1 protein-coding gene (running past one end of the window) is annotated in these 22695 nt (G+C 42.5%); it reads right to left on the bottom strand.

From position 1 onward, the window contains the following. Positions 1–6 precede the first annotated feature (6 nt). Positions 7–22695: the 3' portion of an Ig-like domain-containing protein gene (locus tag C2869_RS07325; RefSeq protein WP_159084081.1), read on the bottom strand. The gene runs 16944 nt beyond the window's last position; only the last 22689 of its 39633 coding nucleotides appear in the window; its start codon lies off the right edge, out of view; it ends in the stop codon at positions 7–9.

The following is a 22695-nucleotide window of genomic DNA, read 5'->3' as shown; positions in this document are numbered from 1 at the left end:
TTGACATCAGGGAATCGAATACGCGGGAACATCAGGCATTTCTGATACTCGACAATCTGGATTTACCGCTTGCAAAGATTCAACCAGAGATATCGAATCATCACTGACTAAAACTTTACTCGAGGCATCACAAACAACAACATCGCTAACTTCCACATAGTTATCAGAGAAATGAACAAAGCTGCCTGAAGTGGCTCGCAACTCATTTAAACTGATATAACCTTGCAAAGTTTTACCTAAGAAAGCGGTCAAATCATCAGAGCTTGACACGATTAATGCATTACTTGTGTTAGATTCGACCTTGTATACACTGCTACTTCGGTTGGCAATATCCAAAGAAACAAACATCCCTTCTAAGCTCAATTCAGGCCTAGTTTTACTACTATACCACTCAGGGGTTAATTCCTCACCACATTCATCAATACTAATCGACCATAAGTCAGATCCTAACGCTTCTATACACCGAATGACATGTTTCCCCATGCCTCGAATATAGGTTACATTCGAGTAAGGTTGGTCAGCGTCGTTATCAACTAAAAGTGAACTATAGCCGCCTTCTTCAATATAAGTCGTTCCACCGAAGTTATAGATTTCAGCAATTAAATCTTCAGTCGTTCCAGCAATACCATCTATCAATACCTCTACTTCATCTGTATAAATAGCGATCCTGCCACCAACATGATAGTCAGCACCGTTATAATTACCATAGCTGTATGTTCCTAAATACGCTCTTTTATTAGTTATAGATAATTTATCTGCATGGATGTTGATTTCACCGTTATTGTCTGAATACCAAGTTGTCAATAACTCGTTTAAAACTACATGTTTAGCATTTAAGCTAATCACACTGCCAAGTTCATCCCAATCTGAATACCCTAAAAAGCCCGGTGTAGTAGCGGTGTGAAAGTTTCCTAAAGTGCATGCTTTCATTTGTTCTTCGGTAAACAACCAAGGTACTGATGCGTGGCAATAACCTGCTATGCGATCTGGTAAATGATAGTTGGAAACATCACCAGATTGATCGAAGCCCCAGCTTGACACAACCCATTTGGCAGAAATGTATTCGTTAACCGTTATAGTACCTTCACTATTTACTGTCACAGACGGGGTATCAACACTATCGTTAAACGTAACGTTACCTGTTGCATTAATCTCAATACCTTTTTCATCAAATGAATATGAATAGATAGAATTGGTGAATGTTACGTCACCAGAAATATTTAAATTCAAAGGACTGAAAATACCTAGCCCTTGAAATATAACGTCACCCCAAACATTTACTTCACCTCGCACTTCAGTGTCAAAGTATCTAATATTTGAAATAGTTGCCGGGGTGTAAATATCAAGACGATAGGCACCAACATAAAAATCCGAGACGACATCATCTACTTTGAAAATATCAACTGACAACCAATTATCACCTACATCAATATTAAAATAAGTTTCTTCTTTTACTGTTAACGAATCGAACTGCACTTTACCTATCAGCGTTTTACCAATATAAGATTCTAGGTTATCGTTAGTTTGTATAACCAAGCTTTCACTAGTATTGGCATAAACCTCATAAACAGGTGCGTTAGGATCATCAATGTCTAGTACTACAAAACGGCCAACTAAACTTTGGGCATAATTTTCTTCGCTATCATGCCAAGGGGTCTTGTCAGCATGCCCGCAATCATTAACTCCGATTTTCCATAAATCATCGCCGACCGACTCAACACACTTAATTTCATGCTTACCAGCTCCGCGAATAAAAGTATCGCTGTTAACAATTAGATGACCGTGTTGGTCAGATATCTGTTTATAAAAAGTAGTTCCACCTTTATTTTCTATGTGCCGCTCATGATTGAAGTCGACTAACTCATCAACTTGCAAAGCTATTCGACCTGCATTGATTCTATAAAAATATCGATTATCGCTAACGCCACTGGTATCTATTTCGGCATTTGAACCAAACCTCATTCGCTCAGCAACTACATTAATTGACCCGCCACTTGCCGTACCTATTTCTGCTATTCCGTCAGCAAGCAATTTCCCTTCCAGCTCAATTTCTTTTGCCGATAACGAAACAACTCCACCTGCTGTAGCAAAGAACTCTTGAGACCGAACTCCAATGGTATTAGCAAAGCGATAGTAACCAGATATACATGAAGCTGGATTCTCAGGTTCATCAATGTATTGATTAATATAGGTGGCATGGCACTGATACTTTGTAGAACCAATAAAATTATAAGAAGAAATTGAAGACCACTCGTCAATATAAATATTACCTTGAACATTAATATCCAGATTTGCATCACTCCGAATATGAGAATTATTAATTAATTGAAGATCCCCTTTCACAACAGCTGTACCCGTAACATTCAAGTTTAGACGAGCATTGTTTTCAATCGCGACACTGCCTTCGATAACAAGTGTCTGACTAATAATTGTTACATCCGCATTAGACTCTAGTGAAAAATTACCTTGAATAATAATTTCATCTGCTTCGAAGGTTTTGCTTTCATTATTGAAATGCTGGGCAGTGAGTATCAAAGGGCCGGTCAATTCTGCAGCAATACCCGAATCAACAATACGATTAACAAAGTTTTGTCCCATTGCGGCTATACGAATCGCAGAATCACTATCAAATAGTGAATTTTCTGGCTCAGATACCGTTACCCTGTCCTTACCTAGGTCAACAGCAGCACCGCCAACCACTGATAACGCTCTAAGTGGGATCACACCTTGATATTTTCCAGTTATTGCACTGATGTCTTCGCTACTTTCTACCGTAAAGCTAAAGTTATCATTAGCTATAATTTCCAAATGTTCTTGGCTATCTCCGGATAAATCAACAAAACGCCCCATCAAGCTTTGCATCGGATTAACAATTGAGTCATGCCATAAAATTTCAGGCTGATTGAAAGCAATATGGTAATCGACAGCCGGTTTTGCACAGTCGTCTATATCTGATACCACCAAAGTGTATTGGCCTGCTGGAAGGTAAACTTGCGCTTCAGCTTCGGTTGTATCGTGACCACAGTGACGATGAGTCTCAATGGTATTTTGATACTCTGGTGTTAAGCCTGTTACGTCATCAATATCACCAGCATAAATAGCAACTTTAGGTGTCGCCCCACCGAGCGGTAAGGTGTTGATATTGATACGCGTAGCGTCGTGCGTAAGTTCTAATAACTGATAATGCAATTGCCCCTCAGTCGTTGAGCCATTAAGCGTTGGCCAAGTCTCTGCACATAAGCCTTGTGGTGAAATTTTGTATCTGTCTTGACCAAGTGATTCAATACAGCCAACGTCACCTTCACCAACATTGCGAATAGAAGTTGAGTAGACTTTAGCCTGACTTATGTCGCTGACTTCAGTCACGCCACCGTCTACAATTAAATGACCTAAGTCAGTGGCACTATTTTGTAAGAACAAGGTTCCAACACCGGCACCTAGATGATTACCATTTCGCACAGTTTGATACTCACCTAAATAAGTATTAAGTGGCGACTTAACCGCTATACGACCCGCACCAACGCCATCTGAGCCAGAAACATTGATAATACCTTGAGTACTGCCCGTGAAACTATCGGCTTCAATAACAACACTACCACCGACATAAGTTGCATCGCCTTGATTAGCGGCATTAATAGTACCGTTCAGTGTAACTTGATTGGCGATGAGTTTCAGATAACCGCCATCACCATGCCCTTGCGAAGGATAAGCTGGTTTACGGAAATAACCGAATTGGCAGTCAATGTTACTGTCCGTATTTTGGTTATTGGCATCGGTTATTTCATTTGCTTGACCAGCGTGGCAATTTTCACCCGGAGCAAAATCAAATTGATGACTAATAGCTTTTATTTCACCGTTAATATCGACATTACCAGCAACATCTAATACTAAGCCCGGCATACCACCAGCTAAACTTAAAGTAGCGTCAGACGCGATATCGATATTGCCAAGAACTTGAATACCAGCATTTGATTCAATTCGCAGGAATGAACCGCTATCCAGCGTTAAATCGCCTTGAATAACCAATGGCTGCCCTGAATACAGATAAGTCCAAGAACCAGAGGTCAATGTTAAATCACCAGAGAAGTTGACTTTGTTTTGCGCGATTAAATTGACATTGGCATTGGATTGCACCATTAAGTCGGTGACATTAATATTGTTGCTCGCATTAAACTGATAGCCTTTATTCTCTGCTGCTAAGCTGCCAGCGGCTAAAGATATATCTTCAGCACTAAAGCGATAACTGTCTTCACCTGCTATATCTGGCAAGCTATCTAAATAAATTTGTGGTTGATAAATACCTGCATCACTCGCCGCCAATTTCTCAATCGCGTCAGCAGAAGACTCTTTAACTTTGATTAGGCTATTGTTAGCCAGATCCAGTGTACTGTTTTCAGTCAGTAATAGGTAGTCATCACCAAAATCCAATTCGACGTTCGAAGCTAAATTAAGGCTAGTAAATTGATATACACCAATTATCGGCTGTTGAGCAATGTCGGCTAAATCAGTCTCTGTCTCTAATGTAACTCGATATTGATTATTACCTAGCTCCTCAACCTCTGAAATTTGCGCAAGACTATTGGCAACATTGTTTATATCAAAAGCGATTTGGTGTTGAGCAAACACGTCAGGTGAAACCGACCAATCCGCATTCACGTCTATTTGCCATTGTTGTCTACCTAAGTGCACTGCGTTGTTAGCGAGGCGTTGGCCAAAGCTTGGTAATTTAATGGTTTGCACCTCACAGCCTTGGGCTTTACTACAACTCATGGCCAACTGCGGATTACCAAAGTAGGCTTCTATTGCTGATGTTGAGTTGCTATCCAGCTTAATTAAGCTGGATGCAGCAGCACTGTTATTACTGGCTTGGTTTAACTGGTAGCCAGAGAGACTCGTATTTGTAGCGTTAATTATTACCTTACCCGGCAAGCCTACTTTTGCATTGGCTTTATTTGCTACACCAGCTCGGGCATCAATCAGTCCATAGATATCAGCTTGCTGAAGATTAAAGACTAAACTACCGGCACTTGGCGATTGCACCACAACGTAATCGTGAGACTGGCCGCTTAAATCAATATCATGGCTAACTAATGCTTGATTAGCTGTAATCTTGGCTTGACCAGCGCCAAGCATGTTGTCAGGCGCAACAATAGGCAGTAAGCTTTGGATTAATTTGCTATTGCTATCATCAATCACAGCCCCAAAACCAGCATCACTAGCTTGGGTTAAGCCATATACTGACTGAGTAAACTCACCTACTTGCGGTAAGTAACCACGCGCAACCAAGCTTAAATGACCATCCGCTAATTCAGGGCGGGCGATACTGATATCACCTGTTACGTTAAGGTTTAAAGCATATGGTTGATTGCCCTGAACTTCTGTTCGCGGCAAGGTTAAAGTGGCTTGGTTTTGTAAAGTGAAATTACCATTTACGTTAATGCTATTTGCAGCTAAGCCCCAAGTTAAAGCATCGTTGAGTAACAAATCACCATCAAAATTAATCTGGCTTGCGACGATTTCAACAGGCGGAATATCAAGCACTGTGACTTCATTGGTTTCAGTGTCAACTTCTTCAGGGCGCAGGTATTCTCGTCCGATAAAGTTAAGCTCCTGCTCGACCTTAATTCGGCCACCATGGGTCAATACGCGCAAGGCCAGCGCATCAGAAACTTCTGCGGCTTGAATTCTAGATTGAATATCCAAACTATCATTTTGCGAGTTATGTAGTTTACTACCTGCAACATCTAACACTTGCAGCTTGTCTTGACCGAAATGCCAATAGCTATGGCCAAGCTCGATTTGGGTAAAGCGATGAATACCACGAATACTGACAATGTCTATAATATTGATAGAAGCTGGGATATCCGTTACCAGCTGCGACTCTGTATTATGGTGGATGGTGACAACTTCTGTGCTAGCACCAGTATTCAGTTCAACTTCAACTCCCGTTAGTGGTAACACATCGCCTAAGCTGTTTAACCAAGGTGTTCCACTAACATCAATAACTAAGCCGTTTTCATCAACAGCTGCACTATCAACAAAATGATAACCGACTGTCTGCATTTGGCTTGGCAATACAGTGTGGTTAGCTAGGCTTACCCCTTGTGCGACAAAGCTGTCATTGCCTTGTGAAATCAAAGCGGAATCATTATTTATTGTCAGGACTAACGTTCCACTGGCAGCAGGGCTAAGTTCCACGACGCCTTGTGTTTGATAGCAATCTTGATCTTCACAATCTGCGAATAGTGAAAGTAATTGAGCTGGAATGGTCAACGAACCGGCTTGGGTATTAACCTGCTGCGCCCAATCTATATCGCCAATCACGCTAGCAGTATTAATGACCACTCGACCGCCAGAATTAGCGTAAGCCAACTCGCTCGCATCAATAATATGACGATTTGCGCCACTAGCATCAACGAATACACCACTGAAGCCAGATACATCTATAGACTGGGTATTTAAACCAAATGCCCCAGCTGCACCGCCAACTGGCGATACATCAATAAATGTCTGTGTACCTGAAACTTGAACATTGGCAGCTTCAATTTGAATAGCACCACCGGTTACTACTGTGTTGCCGTTGCGCGAGCCTCCTAAACCTAAACTCTGCGTATCTAAATAATGGCTGATTACACACTTATCTTCACCTAGAGCACCCAAGCCTGCGCTAGCGCCAAAGCAATTTGCCATTGCGGCAATATCTATCTCGACATCATGTTTAGCGGTAATTGAGCTATCCGTAGCAATTAGATCGCCCGCTATTCGCCATTGTGTTGCATATGGCTTAACGTCACTATCGTTAAGGTGGGTGATGGTACTGCTGGATAACGACAAGTTGTTGGTAAGAGAAATATCATCTCTGACCTTGACGGCAAGTGCTGCATTGTTCAGGATCATCGCGTTGGCAGAGATACCGTAGGCTTCAAGTGCACCATTGCCAGTTACGTCGATATCACCTGTTATTTGCAATTCAGCAGCACGAATTGAGCCGGCTAATTGCAATGTACCTGCGACTTGAACATCGGCTCCGCTGTATACCAAGTCAAATGGTAACTTGGGTTCGCTTTCTGAATTTTGCGGCAACGCGCTAGATAAGAATTGTACCGAGCTGGAATTTGCTAAACTCAAGTCATTTTGTACTGTAACGTGGTCAACGATAAGCTCGAGGCTAGCGCCTTCTTCAATAATGAGATCACCTTCGACCAACAAGTTACCCGTTATTGATACCTGGTTTGTACCACGCACGGTTAAGTTCCCTACGCGTACCTTGCGCAAATAATCTTGTTGTAAGTTTTCCCATACTGCGTTCTCACCCAGATAAACTGCATCTAATACATTTAAAGATGCGTTTGCCTGATGCTCACCCAAGGATACAGTTAAAGTAGTACTGCCTTCACCGACTGGATAAAAACCACCAATCACAGGCTCGGCTACTGCATGGTCTGCACTACTGAAATCTAATGGATAAAAGCCGACATCGCTAACATCAATGGTGAATTCCTGATCATTAATGCTAATGGTCGCATGTACTGTTAAGACAATATTGCCGGTATCGGCACTCTTATCATAATCAAACTGAGTTTGCGCTAAGCTAATGGCAGTAATAGCTGTGGTATCTAACGCTCGGCTGTTTTCATCTAACGGATTAGAGCCAAACTCAAATTCCGCCAAATCAGACAGTCCATCATTGTCCGTATCTTGGCTGAGGGGATCTGTGCCATCACGATTGACTTCGTCACCATCACTGATGCCATCACCATCGGTGTCGGCGACATTTGGCTGGCTACCGTAGCTAACTTCGTCAATATTTGATAAGCCATCGTTATCACTGTCTTCTTGACCATCAAGAATGTCGTTACCGTCACTATCAGCAGAGTCAGGTTTTAGACCTAAACTAAGCTCTAACGCATTATCTAGGCCGTCGTTATCATAGTCGCCTGTTGCCGTTAGAACCTGATAACTTAAACGGTTTGCAACACTAACACTTTGCTCAAAACGACTCGCACTGACACTGATTTCAATCGTTTGTCCATCTTGCCAACCCAAGCTAGTTGCATCAGGAACCGTAAATTGCGGCGTTTCAAAATACAGCGGCTGCATGTCTGAGTTAATTGATATTTGACCATTAACTAACTCTGACGCCTGAATGCCTGTGCCGTAAACGATTGGCAAGCTAACTTGGCTGTTCTCCAACACAGAATGAGTTGGTGGTGTTGATAAGCCGATTTGCGGCGTACAAGCACTAAATACTTGCGGTAAAACAGGATCTCGCTCAGCGACACCGATAAGCACACTAGATTGTGTATCAACCGAGAAACACTGATTAAGCTGCAAGTCTTGCTCTGGAGTAAATCTTAATACAGTGTCAGATACTTGTTCTGTGCTGCCAGAAACCACCTGCGAGGCTTCATCCAACACCATTAAGTATTCGTCACCAAAAGCGAGTTCTACGGCTTCGTTAAACTCAATATCTAACGGCAACGCCAGACTATCAACCAGCTGCACAAAACTTGCTGTATAAATCGCTGGCAACGTTTTCGAGAACACTAAAACTTGCTTCGCATTTAAATCAAGCGTTAAGTCACTGTCCTGACTATTTAGACCAATCTCTATTTCGGCTGGCTGCTGCGCTTCAATATTGATTGATGCTTGGCCGGATTGCAGCGATATTGATGCATTATCGGCAGTGCCGTTAATTAGTCCAAACTCACTGGCGGCGATATCAAGATTAAAGTTTGCATCTTGCCAAGTATCATTTTGCGAATTAAGACTTTGCTGACTATCATCCCTGATTTTCGAAACGGCGTTGCCAAACTCATCAACTAATTGTATTTCCAGTTGAGCACTTTCCCCCACTTCTAACACGTCTTCTCGACCTTGTGCTGAGTTGGTTTGGGCTATTTGCTTTATAGTAAAGCCAGTAGCTGATGAAGCTTGAACATTAATAGGCAGGTATGAAACATCTGTCGCCTGCGTATCTTGAAGCTCAATAAAATACTCTACCGGGTAGTTTTGGCCGTACTCATCAAGAACCGTTAACTGGTAATTACCCGCTAATGTCGTCGCTTGCATTTGCAACTCACCTAAACCGGCATTAAATGCCAAGTCAGCAGCTGGATAATCACCCATCATGACAAAGTTAACATGCTCAGCAAACGGAATAACAAAATCACTATGGTTGGTAGCAAACGTTAATCTCAGCTCATTCTCGGTGTAGACCAAGTTGTTCGCAGCATCTAACAAGGTCGCTCTAATAGAGAAAGCCTCTCCCGCAATCGTATCGGCAATGTGCTCTATTCTGACTTTTTGTGGCGTACCCGGTAACACATCGATACTAAATACAGTGGCTGGGAATGTTGGCCAATCACGCAAAGAGGCTTCGATTTGATAAGTGCCTGCGCTTAAACCGTTGGCATCCCAATGCAATGAGGCGATACCTGCCGCGTCACTTGTTGACGAGCCTAAATTGACGTCACTTTGTCCGCCTATTAATTTCCATTCAATATTTTGAAGTGGTATTGCAGACGAAGCGGAATCTAATACTTCAACTTGGAACGAGCCGCCAATGCCAGCTAGGAGCGTACCTAAGTTAACACCCGGTTGCTCTGTGCTAACAAAGCGTAATAAGTTTGGTCTATGAGTAAAGTTAACGATTTGCTCTGCTGTTCTATCTGATTGTTGCAACCCATCGGTTAGTTCAAACTGATATCTATGGCTATTGTTGGCAACTGGTTTATCAGGAGATGAAATAGCGCCTTGATGATATTGCGATTGCTGACAGTTTTGCAGCGTACTATTGGTACATACTGACGATCGTTGCTCAGTATCTAAGTTAACTAAATCAACTCTTAGTTGCGCTAAGCCACCGTCATCAGCCGATTCAAGGCCAATAAGTTGATAGCTAATATTACTGTCGTAGATAGCATATGGTTCCATAATCACTGTGACTAATGAGGCGTCAGGAGCCAAATCAGGTTTAACCGTGACAATGTGATCACTGCGAGTAACCTGACCAAAACTATCAGTAACTTCAATTACCGCTGTGCTAGACAGAACATTTTGCAATCGCTGCTGCGGCCCACGAATATCAGCTAAGGCAATGCTAAAGCTTTGCTGCTGAGCGCCTTGAATATCTCGAACCACTTCGTAATTTGGCCAAGTGACTTTGACTTGTTGCAGCGCGACATCATCGGTTGCATTAAACTCTAGGTTAAAGCCAGAGCTTTCAAGAATTTCACTTGGTATTTGCACATCAGTTATTGTAGGTGCTTTGTCTTCCACAACTCTTACAGTGTGGCTAAGTGCTTGTTGCTGGGTGGCATTATCCACTGCAGTCAACTCATACAAATAATCTTGTCCTGCAATGAGATCCGCATCTGTATATTGATAGACCCCGGAAGTAAACCCAGCCCATACTAATACACCATTACGTTTTAATAAGGCGAGTTCAATATCACTGCGGTCATCTTGCACACTGAATTCCAAGTTCAGTTCACCACTTTCCGGCAAGACAGACATTGTTGACGTGGAGCCTAACAACACTGGATTTTGTGGCTGCATAGACAGCTGCGGCGGGAATAAGTCATTAACTCGGGTAAATTGCTGCGGTGATGATTCCGCATAATTACCGTAAATATCAACAGCTCGCACTTTGACCCAAGTATTAGGATCATTTGCTTCAACTGCTTTAGTCACTATATATTCAGGACCATAATGCTTACGCATAAGTTCATACGGGCCATTTGCATCGCTGGCAATATAAAACTCAACTTGTTTGATAGCTTCTACGCTGTTGTAAACAAACGCCTGCATATGATGCGGTTTAGGCATGTAACTTAAGGCTGCCATTTGCAATTCAACACTAAAATCATTAGCCGGTAATGCATCACCTCTTAAATAGCCTCGCACCACAGAAGTTTGATTAGCCTCGCCGTGTAAATTGCTAAACTGCGCTTTAATATCAAACCATCTACCATTCTTTAACTCGGCAGGCAGTTGTATGTTTACGGCAAACGGATAGCTATTCGATCTCGCCACCAACTGTTCGTTAATAAAATAACTAACCGAGTCAATATTTTCCGGTGATGTTACACCCAGTTTTATCCACTCACCCGGTTGTAAGTTCTGCACATCAACTGGCACAGCTAGTGCGGTACTTGCGTTTAAGCTAGTGTGCGGAATAGAGACAAGCTCAGTACCTTGCAAACCTAGGGCTAAAGCAACATGACTGTTATTAACCGACAAGCCTTTAATTGGAGCGGTTGCAGTGTATAGGTTTTCTGAAACCGTCCAATTATCTAGCGCTACCCGGTTAAGGTCATTAAGCGTGCTAAACCAAATACAGCCCTGCGCAAATTGAATATCAATTAACTGATCGGTGTAAGCGATTGACGAGCTGGTATTTTGATTTAAGTCGTAGCGGATTAAATTATTGGCCACGGCCATCACTAAATAATCATTAGCTAGGGTTAATTGCTCTATTGGTTCATCGGATGCAAACAGCAAGTTGATTTGTAAATTGAACTCATCTATTGGCAATTCACCCGTTGAGATCAGATAAACCTTATGGCGACTGACCGCCACATATTTACCACGCCATTGATAAACTTGTGCTAGCTGTTCACCTGCATCTAGTTCAACTTCACTCTGGACATTACCTTGCTTAAACTTGATCTTGTTATCCAACCAATAAAGATCAATATCGCTATAGAATCTTGCTTGGTAGTGGTTTAGTTTTCGCTTAGTTAACGACTGATTTTCAGCAATTAGGGTTAATGTATCGTTTGCTTGATTGTAGTAAGACAAGTGTTGAGTTGGCTGTAGCAACGTTTTACTGACTACGCCAGCATATTCACCCGGTAATACCGTTTGACTGCTGCTAAATGGCAATTCTGTTTGTAATACCGCGCCATAGGCTTCAAACGCAGTTAGCACGCTGCCTTGATTCATGGCGACGTCAACCGCATTGCCTTTAACTTGCGCTGTGCGATATAAGCTGTTCGGCACACGCGCAGCTATATCTAAATCTAGATCGGTTGCAGTTGGCAAATACAAGCGTCCCGCGATGAATTTGGCTTTAGTTAAATGGTCACCCAGTACCACTTCATTCGCCGATACCACGCGTGGGTTATGCGGATTATCAATATCAATAACCGTTAACAGGTCATTAATTTTATCTAATGCAATTAAATAATGGCTGTAACTTAACAAGCTATGAGCATTAACACTTACCTCGTGTGTCCTCACAGAGCCATTATTTAAATTGAGCAAACGACCACGTTTGTCTATTAACCATAAACCAGTCTCAAGCTCTATGCTAGCGGCTATATTATTTAGATTATTCGAAGATACCCTCTGGCCTTGGCTATTCAATTTGATAACTTGGTTTTGTAATACCAAGTTAAAGCCATCTTCTATCGCACTTAAATTAATCATTGCGCTATAGGCTTTCACACTATCAAGCACTAAGGCATTACCCGATACTTTATATTTCAGTAACGAACCACCTTGGGTATAAGCTAAAACGGTTTCACCATAATGGGCGAGCTGATTGATTTGCTCATCAACTTTGTGTTCACCCAAGAATCTTAATGATTTGCGGTTAGTATCTTGATTGACCACTATTTCAAAAAAGCGCAGTCCAATACCCTGTAAAGCAACCAACAATCTGTCATGTAGGAAGGTAGCCGCGGTAACTTCAGCATCAAAGCTATGCAGAATATCACCAGCTTGGTTAACTAGCTCTGCTTCTCTGAAGAAGTAAACATCATCACTGGCATTCAGCACCACGCTGAAATCAATATTGTTATCCGCTGTTTGTAATGTCCATGGCGACAACACCAAAATATCTTCCCGATATTGCTCAACGTTGCCTAAACCATCATCCAAGTTAATTTGCACTATGAGTTTGTCAGTAATCGGCACTTGCATTTGCAAACGGAATAACTCGCTAGCGATTAGACTTCCATCGGCAGCAAATACTTGAATATCAGCATTCTTAATTTGTTGAGAACCAGTCTCTTGAACTTCAATGTTTAGATTCGAATCGACAAAGATACTGTCTGGAATGCCGTTCACTTGATAAGCAATTTTGCTTTGCTGCGGCAAGACTCGAATACCCACTTCATCTTCCACAAAGGCGTAATCATCTAATCGGTATGCACGAGTGCGCAAATAATAAGCGTCACTTTCTGACACAGCCGAAAGACGGAATGAAACGCTACCTAGTTGTTGGTTTACCACCCAATTGCTGACAACATTGCGATTGAAATCTAATAACGCCACTTCTACAAAGGCGAACTCGTTTGTCTCATATCCATTAACTTGGAATTGTGCATCGAGCCAATCACCCTCGGTAAAGCGACTGTTATTGGCTGGTGCAAGTAACTTGATTTGGCCTTGCTCGGGTTCGATCACCGCGGTTGTTATTGCCGCGCTATAATCGCCACCGTTTAACTCGATATCAGTGGTTTGATTAGCTTGATTTGATAATCTAATCCAACCGGCTAGATCACTACCTTGGCTAACAAAAGCTTGGTTTAAACCAGAATGACTGACTTGATAGCTATTGATTCGAGCATCGCTCGATAACGCAACTTTGGCAGGTAATAAAGCGTCGCTAGCATAATGCTTATCGGTTGGCAGTTGCGTCAGTACATTAGCATATGGGCTTTCATTTAAGCTCAGCACCTGTTCAATGATATCGCCACCGCGCTGTTGCACTTTTACGATTACACTGTTGGCAAAATGACTACGAGCAACCAAATGAACAACTTTGTCTGCCAATCTTTGCGTTTTGCTTGCCAGTAATTGGCCATTATTATCTTCAAACCAAACTTGCGCTTGCGGATCAGACACCCCTATCTGCAGATAATGAGGTAATTCCTCAGTTGCGATAACTGGGACATCTAATGAACGAGCCGACCATTGTTGACGCCAAATGCTTTGACCGTCGGTAAACCAAGCAAACTGGCTATTGGCGCTGAGCTTTTCAATACCTTGCAAGTAACCAAGTGTTTGATTGCTATTTGATAAACGCCATAAAGCACCATAGTTAGCCGAGACGATTTGTTTAGCTTCAACATCAGCAAAACGGGCGATAGCTAACAATTCATGGTCTGTTGATATTGCATCAAGTTCAATTAAATCAGCACCACTGACTACAAATGGATAGACAGCTGATTTAGTCCACTGCTCTATTTGTGTTTCATTAATGGCTAGCTTATACGCACCCGGCTTGGCTTCCCAAGTGGCTACAACTTGAGCTTCAAGTGAACTTAAATCAGTGCCAATTCGTTGCAAGCTGAACTCAGTAAGTAACCAAAGATCATCAGCTAGCTCGACTAAGTCAACTAACTGACTATCTAAGCTCATTAACTTAAGCGGAACTAACGCATTGCTATCGACCATCCAAACTTGCAGTTTGTCGGCCAATTGCACAACTACATAGTTATCCGAGATTAACTTAACATCGCCGAATAAACGTTGCTGGCTGATCGCAGTACCGTTTAGATCCCAACGTAATAAATCTTGATTACCGTTTTCGTCGATAACCGCCCATATGCCTTGACCATTAACCGCCAATTGCAAAACAGAACCTTGGTTTTGCTCAATTAAGCTGGTTGCACCTAAGCGAATTTGCAATCCGCCCTGCAGTTGATTAATACCAGCCACAAATTGTTGCTGACCAGGTATTGCGTCAAGGAAATCAATTGCTTGCAGCTTATCGTCTATTTGTAGTTCGATATGCTGTTGTTCGTCTAAGAACGCTAATTTCTCAATTGAAGTAGATTGCAGTTTTTCGTTACCAGACACATCACGCAAGCGGCTTTCAATCGTCAAACTGCCACTATCGTAATTTGTGCTGTAAACCCAAGACTTGCCATCCAGTTTTCGAGTGGATTCAACACTGTTTTTACCATCAATAATCTTAAGTTCTGAGTCTTCTGCAAAGTCTGGCATATCCTCAGGCAACTTAGCTGCAACTAAAACACTAGCCCCTTGTAAAACCTGACTTGAAGGTGAAGTGACTAACTCAACTTCTTGCTCAACGCTGCCATCGGCCAGAACATTAATAAACTTGCGGTCGACTAGGCCTTGATGCGAAAGCTCAAGCAACAAGACAAGATCTTGCCCTGTTGCTGGTAATTGGATGCTTTGCTTAAAGCGCTCGGGTAAATCTGCCGTACGTTCCAAGTTAATGGTTTGATTATTAACGTGATCCGGATCACCACCGACCAAAATATTAAGCTGGGCACTATCAAGATTGCGTAATAACACTTCGATTTCTAACGCCTGTTTTTCACGCCATACCGAGCCATTAGCCGGATGAATTAACCTTACCTCTGGCTCGCCGAGAGCAGCATCAAATGGCTGTAATGTAACCTGTTCAACTGAACTAATATTGCCGTTGGTATCAATAGCACGGGCGTATACTGAAACAGGATCGGTGGATGTTGGCTCAAGCGAGTGTGAATTCACAAAGTCACTTTCGATATAGGTAGCGCCCGCATCAAACGATATTTCGACTTTGTCTATGCCGTACTTATCAAACGTTTGGAATAGTAACTCGGTTTCTTCATTAAGCGGGATCCTATCGCCATCCTGCGGCGATACTAAACTAATCGTCGGCGGTGTTTTGTCTTTGTATAAAGTAAAGCTATCTTCAATAACTTTAACTCCGGTGTAGCCGAAGAAAGCTTGGATTTCGACAGGTTGTTGATAGGTATCAGGCTTAGACCCTTGACCATCAAGCGGAATACTGCCGTTTAAATGCTGAACTTGAGCATAGGCATTGCCTAAACCTTGGTGATGCAGTTCTGCGTGATACCAGCTTTGGTTGATTCTGATATCGGCGCTATTAATTAAGTCCGTGTCACCGGTAAATTCAAACTTCACTTGAGAAGCCGTTAGTTCTTCGACTTCGAGTGGCGTTGTACTCACTGCTGAAATTTGAATATTAGGATCGACGATACTAGCGTTAAAGCTTGCTTCGGAGAAGTTACCATTACCATCAATGGTTTTAGTTCTTACCACTAATTGCGGAGCAAACGCTTCTAAAATTCTTAACTCAAAACGGCCTTGTGTTGCGGATAACTCATTACCAAAACTAACACCGCCATCGGTAGACACCCTATATTTATGGGTTAATTGCGCCTGATAGTTATCTTCAGCGCTTAATTCAAAGCTATAACTGCGGCCTCTTGTTAGTGACACAGATAGCGACAGTGCTTCACCTTGACTAGTTAACTGCGTATTTCTTGGTGCTAACCTGTCTTCTGCTATAAACGCACTTTGCCAATTACCATCAACTAAAGCCTGACTATAGTTTAGAACTTGATTGCCAGCTAAATCGGCAATGCCCTGCAATTGCGCGGTATAAACTGCATTATGCTCAAGTACTTGGTTAGGTTTAAGCGCCAAGCTAACTTGGTTATCTATAACATTAAGAGCAAAGCGTGCAGAAATATCCTCATCTGGCGCAACCGAATAATCCTGCTTTGATTTGATAACGGTAAAATCACTAATAGATATATTTTCGTTAAAGGTTAAAGTTAGCGGTTTAAAGTAGCTAAGCGCCTGTAACGAAACGAACCTTGGCTTAGTATCATCAACTCCAAGCATGGTTGTAGAAGAGGAATGCTGCTCTTGCGTCGATGGTTTGGTGATAACAACGCGATACTCAAAATCGGGTATTGCTGCTGGCGCCACAAAACTCAGCTGACCGGCACTTAATTCGTAACTAACTTTATTAGTATTAGATAACGGCTGGCTGCCATCAGCCAACACTAAGTGAACACCCAGTTGTCCTTTTAGCCCTTTACCAGCTACTGTAATTCTATTACCACCACTATCGCTTAGTCTGTCATTAGCAATGTTGTTGTCTGAATATATAGCACTAATGGCTAACGCCTGATCAACCTGCAATGCAGCTGGCAAAGCGACTTGTTTATCTGCGTAGCTTGCTTCAACACTCAGTAACGCGGCATCGCTAAATGCATGGCTGAAACGTATCACTTGGCCACTACTGTCTACTTCAAAATCTGCTTGGCTAAAGGTCTGGTTACCGATTTGAATAGATTCGAGTAAGTGCAGATTAACGCCAGCTAAACTAAAGTCGGTTGCCCGCCCAGTGATAGTGTAGTTAGGTGTCAGCTTTTCTAAATAAGCATCTTCGGTCGGTAGTATGTTGGCGACTTGCTGATTAACGCTTTGGTCAAATTGCACTTGCGCGCCGTCTATACTCTGCGTTGGCTGATTAAATAAGTGACTGGTTACATGGCTATCTAATACCCAGCTTTCAAGCGGTGTAAAGGCTAGTTGGCGACCATTAATTTGGCTAAAGCCCTGATGCTCTAGGTTATTGCTCTCGACGTTTAGTTCGACATTACTCCAAGCTAGATTCTGGCCTGCAATATTGAAAGCTAAAGCTGCATATTCAGTGTAGATATCGCGGCGCTTATCGCGCCACATATTAGGCAGTGGTAATGCTTGATGGTAGAGCTTGCCCGATTGCAACCAATCAAGGTAACTGCCTCGTAAATTGGTTGTTGCCAACTTATCTAAACGAATAGCATCGGCATCCAAAGTCAGTAGCTCATTAATAGTCAGTTGGCCAGCAGACGCATCTAAATCAAATAACTGGATCTGACCTTCGCTAAATAGTGCGGCTAATTCTCCGCTTAGCTGCCAAATGCCCTCTTTGACAAAACTCGTATGACCTAGCAATTCATAGCTAGGGGCAAAGTAGCTGCCATTGCGTTGCCATAACGCCAAGCTATCATCGCCTACCAACAATAAGTTGTCGGCAGTTACAATCAGCTGTTCAACATTTTGCTGACTGTCAAAACGCGCTTTTTCGTTGGTAATGATCCCAGCATCTAACACTACTATTTCAGAGCCAGACGCCAAAATTAACTCGCCATCGAACAATTGCCATTGTTCGACATTGTCTAACGCTGGCTGCCAGTTAGGGCTGTTGGTATTAGCCTGATATAAACTGGAATTAACTTGAGCAAACAACACGCCGCTATCTATCGTTAAATTGCTGAAATCCAGCTGCGTTTGGTTATAGATTTGATGGATCGTTTCTGGGGCATACGGGTTTATATAGTCCAGTAAAACGACGTTACCATTTTGCAGTTGCGCGGCAATATAACGTTTATCAAGCGCAATATTTTTGATACTTGATTGAAGTGTTGTACGACTTAATAACACTGGTGAACTATCGGCTAAAGTCGATTGTAAGTAGATATCCGCGCCAATTGCACTAACGACAATATCCCCAGCTCGTGCCATATCAGTGACACCAGACCGGCTGTATTCGTTAACTGGCAAATAAACAAATAATGACTCATCAATCACTTGATCTAATCGATTGGTACTATTGGACACGGCAATACGCAGTGAGCCGACCATGTTATTCGGGATGGCAACACTCAAGGTTTGCTCATCAACTAATTTGACGTCACTTGCTAAAACATCATTGATCCAAACTTGGGTGATATTGCTTAACCCAGCGCCACGGATGCCAATACGGTTGTATTGCCCCAAATGTAATGACTTATCAGCATCAACTAATCGGTTGTCTGTATATTCACCAATCTGTTCAATACTTGGGTCTGCAATATAAGTAAAAGCTGCTGGTAATTGCGCAGATAACCAATCTTGGCTGACGCGCAGGCCAACCAATAAATTCTCAGTTGGCGACGTATCTAATGTTGGAATGGTTAGCTGAATTTCACTGTCACTGACCAAGGTAAATTGGTCATTTTCTAATACTTGCTGGCCCAATTGCACAACTGTATCAACACTAAAACCTTGACCAAATAGACTAATGATTTCGCCACCGCGCCAACTGGCTTGCTGTGGTTCAACTCTATCAATCGACAGCGATTGGCTATTTTGGTTAATTAAGTAACTGCGGTAATCAGCGCCTAGTTTCACTCCGTTTAGATCGGACACTAATTGGCTAACAGTAAGTAAGTAGCGCTTTTTATCTTCTAGTGGTTGCGCTGGTACGAAGTATACTTCGCTACCCCACTGGCTAAGCTTATGCTGCCAAGTACCAACTACAGGAACACCGTCCAAGGTTAGACTAAATAGCTGTTGCGCCGATTGTTGGAACTGATTTTGGTCTAAGATGCGGTTAAAACTTAGGGTGATATATTCACCTTGGGTTAATACACCGCCAACATCTGGATTTTGCTCAATGATATCTAATCTATCATTTTCAATTGTATTTAAACCACCACCCAAGCGTGCATAACTTTGACCTTGTGGAACAGGGCTCTCTATCGCCTCTCCACGATGGTTCTGAGCATAAGACGTGGCCGCGTAGATAACACCTGGGCCAATAGCCACATCATTAACCGCACCTGTCACCGCAAAGTAATGAACTAACTTTGGTCTGCTTCGATAGTTCTGGTTTAACCAACTAGATATATCAAACAGTTGCAAGTCGCCATGCCCAGCCGCTATATATAGTGTTTGGCCGCTACGCAGCAGTTTGCCTGCATATATATCGCCTTGGCGAATAAGGTAGGATAAATTCAAACTGGCTAGATGCGCATTTTCAGATTGCGCCGCACTATCGAACAATTCAACAGTCGCCTGAGAGCCGGTGGAAATAAACGCTAAATCACCGTGAATAATGATATCGTCAGCCGCATAGCTAAAACCAAATTGATCAGTCAACTTAATACTATTCTCAATCTGGTATAAACCTGTCACCAATTCAATGGCTTGTAGTTGATTAATTTGGTTTTGCACTAACCACAATTTATCTTCAGCTACTTTGATTAAATCAACCGCAGCACCCAGTTCTTGGCTAGTTAGCTGTTTAATCCGCTCTAGTTCTAACTTTTCATCTAAACGGAAAACTGATACGTCATCTTGAGTCGCAACAAAAATTAGCCTACCGTCACTTGCCAACCCAGTAATAGGCGCAGTCATTTGATAAGTTCGATGCAGGCTTGGCTCGGCTGACAAGGTCAAATCAAATTGGGTTAAGGTTTTGCTGCCTGCCGCGTATAAGAACTGCTCAGTCTTAACCGTATGGGTAAAACCGCTAGGCGCTAAACTGGTTTTGAAATGGTAAGGTTGAGTTTCAGCAGCAGTTTCTTTACTTATAACGTTTGGCGCGACTGGGTTACTGACATCAGCAACCATTAACATCGCATTGTTAGTGGTTAATTCCGAGATTACCTCTCCTTGGTTATCAAATACCTGATAACCACCACCGCTAAGCAAGTAAAGCAATTGCTCATCAGCAACAATATTAGATAGCGGTGACTGTTCTTCACCAGCCACATCAACACTGGCTAATTCTTTACCGGCATAGAAGTAGTCTTTTAGGGTTGCAACTTCATCTGGGAATTGTGGATTAACCGCTGTGATATCCGCATAACCAAATTGACCAGATGGCGCAGTAATATTCGCTAACCAACTAGATTCTGACTGATAGTGGTTAACAGGTTTGTTATTGATGAAAATTTGCGTATTTGGGTTAAATCCATAACCATTAAGCGTGATTTGATTACCGCCTTGTGGTGGACCTGTCGGCGGATTCATATCTTGTAACGCTAGCTGCGGCATTATTAGCGCGGCACCGACTTTTCTGGCAGACAAACCGGCTTTATTGATTTCAACGGTTAACGGTGCCACCACATTAGCCGAAACCCATTGTGGAAATTCGAATGTGATCTCGCTATCAGTAACCTGAGAGATATCACTGGCATCAATCTGGATGTCCCCTACGGTAACTTGAATAGCTTGAGCATCCGTTCCAAACCCAAGCCCATATAATTTGGCAAGCTCAGTTCCATCAGCATGGAAATAATGTCCCGAGTCCTTTAGAGAGCCTTGATCACTGACTTGACGTGCGACACGATTAATTTGCGGACGCGTGTCATCGATATAGTTGAAATGTCGGTTGTAAGCTAGCGCTAATGTGTTGCCATTTACACTTTGTAAGTCGCTATCGACCCTTAACGAAACACCACTTGATATATCAACACCTTGGTGAATTTCAATCAACAATTCGGCACCTGAAATAAAGTTAGTTGCCACGATAGTATAGTCAGTTGGTTGCAGTGGTTGGCCATTGGTCGATAGTTCAACGACTTGTTGCAAATGCTCTGGCTGAGTATTAATTCTGCCATTCAATCGAATCGATATGACTTCTTGCTGCGCTAAATTTTCGCCAGTTGTCGGCGTTACCTTAGTTATGGCTAATTGGCTAGCTGGCAAGAATACGACGCCATCGCCATCCGAAGTTAAAATGTTACCTTGAACATCAGCTAATACCGAGGCATCGCTCGCTTGTTGCCAGTAATATCTTTGATAGCCTTGACCTTCAACATATTGATACATAGTCAGGCCGTCGTTATCACCTACCGTAATTTGCCCTGCAACGACTTGCAAACGCGTTAAGCCAGTTGCATTGTTCTCACCTAACTCAAATATCGTTGGCTCAAAATTAGACTGTGCCAGTTGCTCAAATACGGCGAGTTTTTGCTTACCATCTTGTGTAAACACAACGTATAACGCACCTTCGAACCAAGACATAGATTGCGGTTGGCCAACTAGAGTACCTTGGCTAAATTGTATTGTTTGATAACCTAGAGGCTGATCAAATTCTGGATCACTAATGTCAAAGAAACGAATGAAGCCATCACCCAAATCACTAATTGATAACGCAGCTAAAACACCACTTGATTGATCTAGCGTCAAATCTACCGTTCTGTAACCGGCAATTGGTAAATGCTTAACGATAAAAGGCTGCTCAGTTTGGCCAACATCAACCACAGTTAAGCCATTAGCTCCATTGGCGACAAAGGCCAATGAGTCAGCAATGGCTAATTGATGTGCTGGCTCTGATAGGCTCAGTTGCGCTAAACGAATAGGTTGCTCTTGAATGGAAAGGTCGTAAATTTCAATCCCTGCTTCCATTAGATAAGGATTAGATGGTGCAACTGTTCCACCTTTTACGCCAACATAAAGCAAATCATCAACATTAGCTAATGCACCAATTTGCATAGGTGGATAGTTTGGTAAATCAATGCTTTCGCCCGCTGGAAGGGTATAGCTGAATTCACCGACTGAAACCTCTTGCCCCGCCATGAGTAACGCCACTTGGTAGATACCCGGAACTTCGACCGCTGGAGCTATAAATTCAAATAACTGCGGAGTCACTACATCATCTTTCAAGTCACGATTGCTACTCCCGGCATCAGCTAATTGCGTAACAATTTCATTGCCTAATACATCGCGCAACATTATTTTACTACCCGGCGCAATGACTGGAGAATCAGCACTTACAGCGATTTTATAGCCACCTTGCATATTGCCCGAAGTACGCGAGAGATTTAACTCAGCTTCAAGGCTATTTGCTAAATAAACCACACCGCCAAGATAGATATCTTTCAGGGAACCATTGTTAACTGAAATACTAACTTGATGACCTTGCACTAAAGGCAATAGCTCAAGATTCTTAGAATTTACTTGTAAGAGATTTTCATCCACAAAAATACTGTCGACTAGATATGGCCCCAAATAAACTTCGCTATCCGAGGTAAACCCGCTACCGACTATATCAATATTTTGTTCATGGCCATGATGGACAATCCCGTTCTCAATGTGACTGATTTGCGGTTGAATATCTTGACTTAAATAGAATTCAAGTTGTACTGATCG

The sequence above is a fragment of the Saccharobesus litoralis genome (genome assembly GCF_003063625.1).
GTDB lineage: Bacteria > Pseudomonadota > Gammaproteobacteria > Enterobacterales > Alteromonadaceae > Saccharobesus > Saccharobesus litoralis.
The sequence above is the reverse complement of the archived record's forward strand: the minus strand, read 5'-3'. Positions and strand labels throughout refer to the sequence as shown.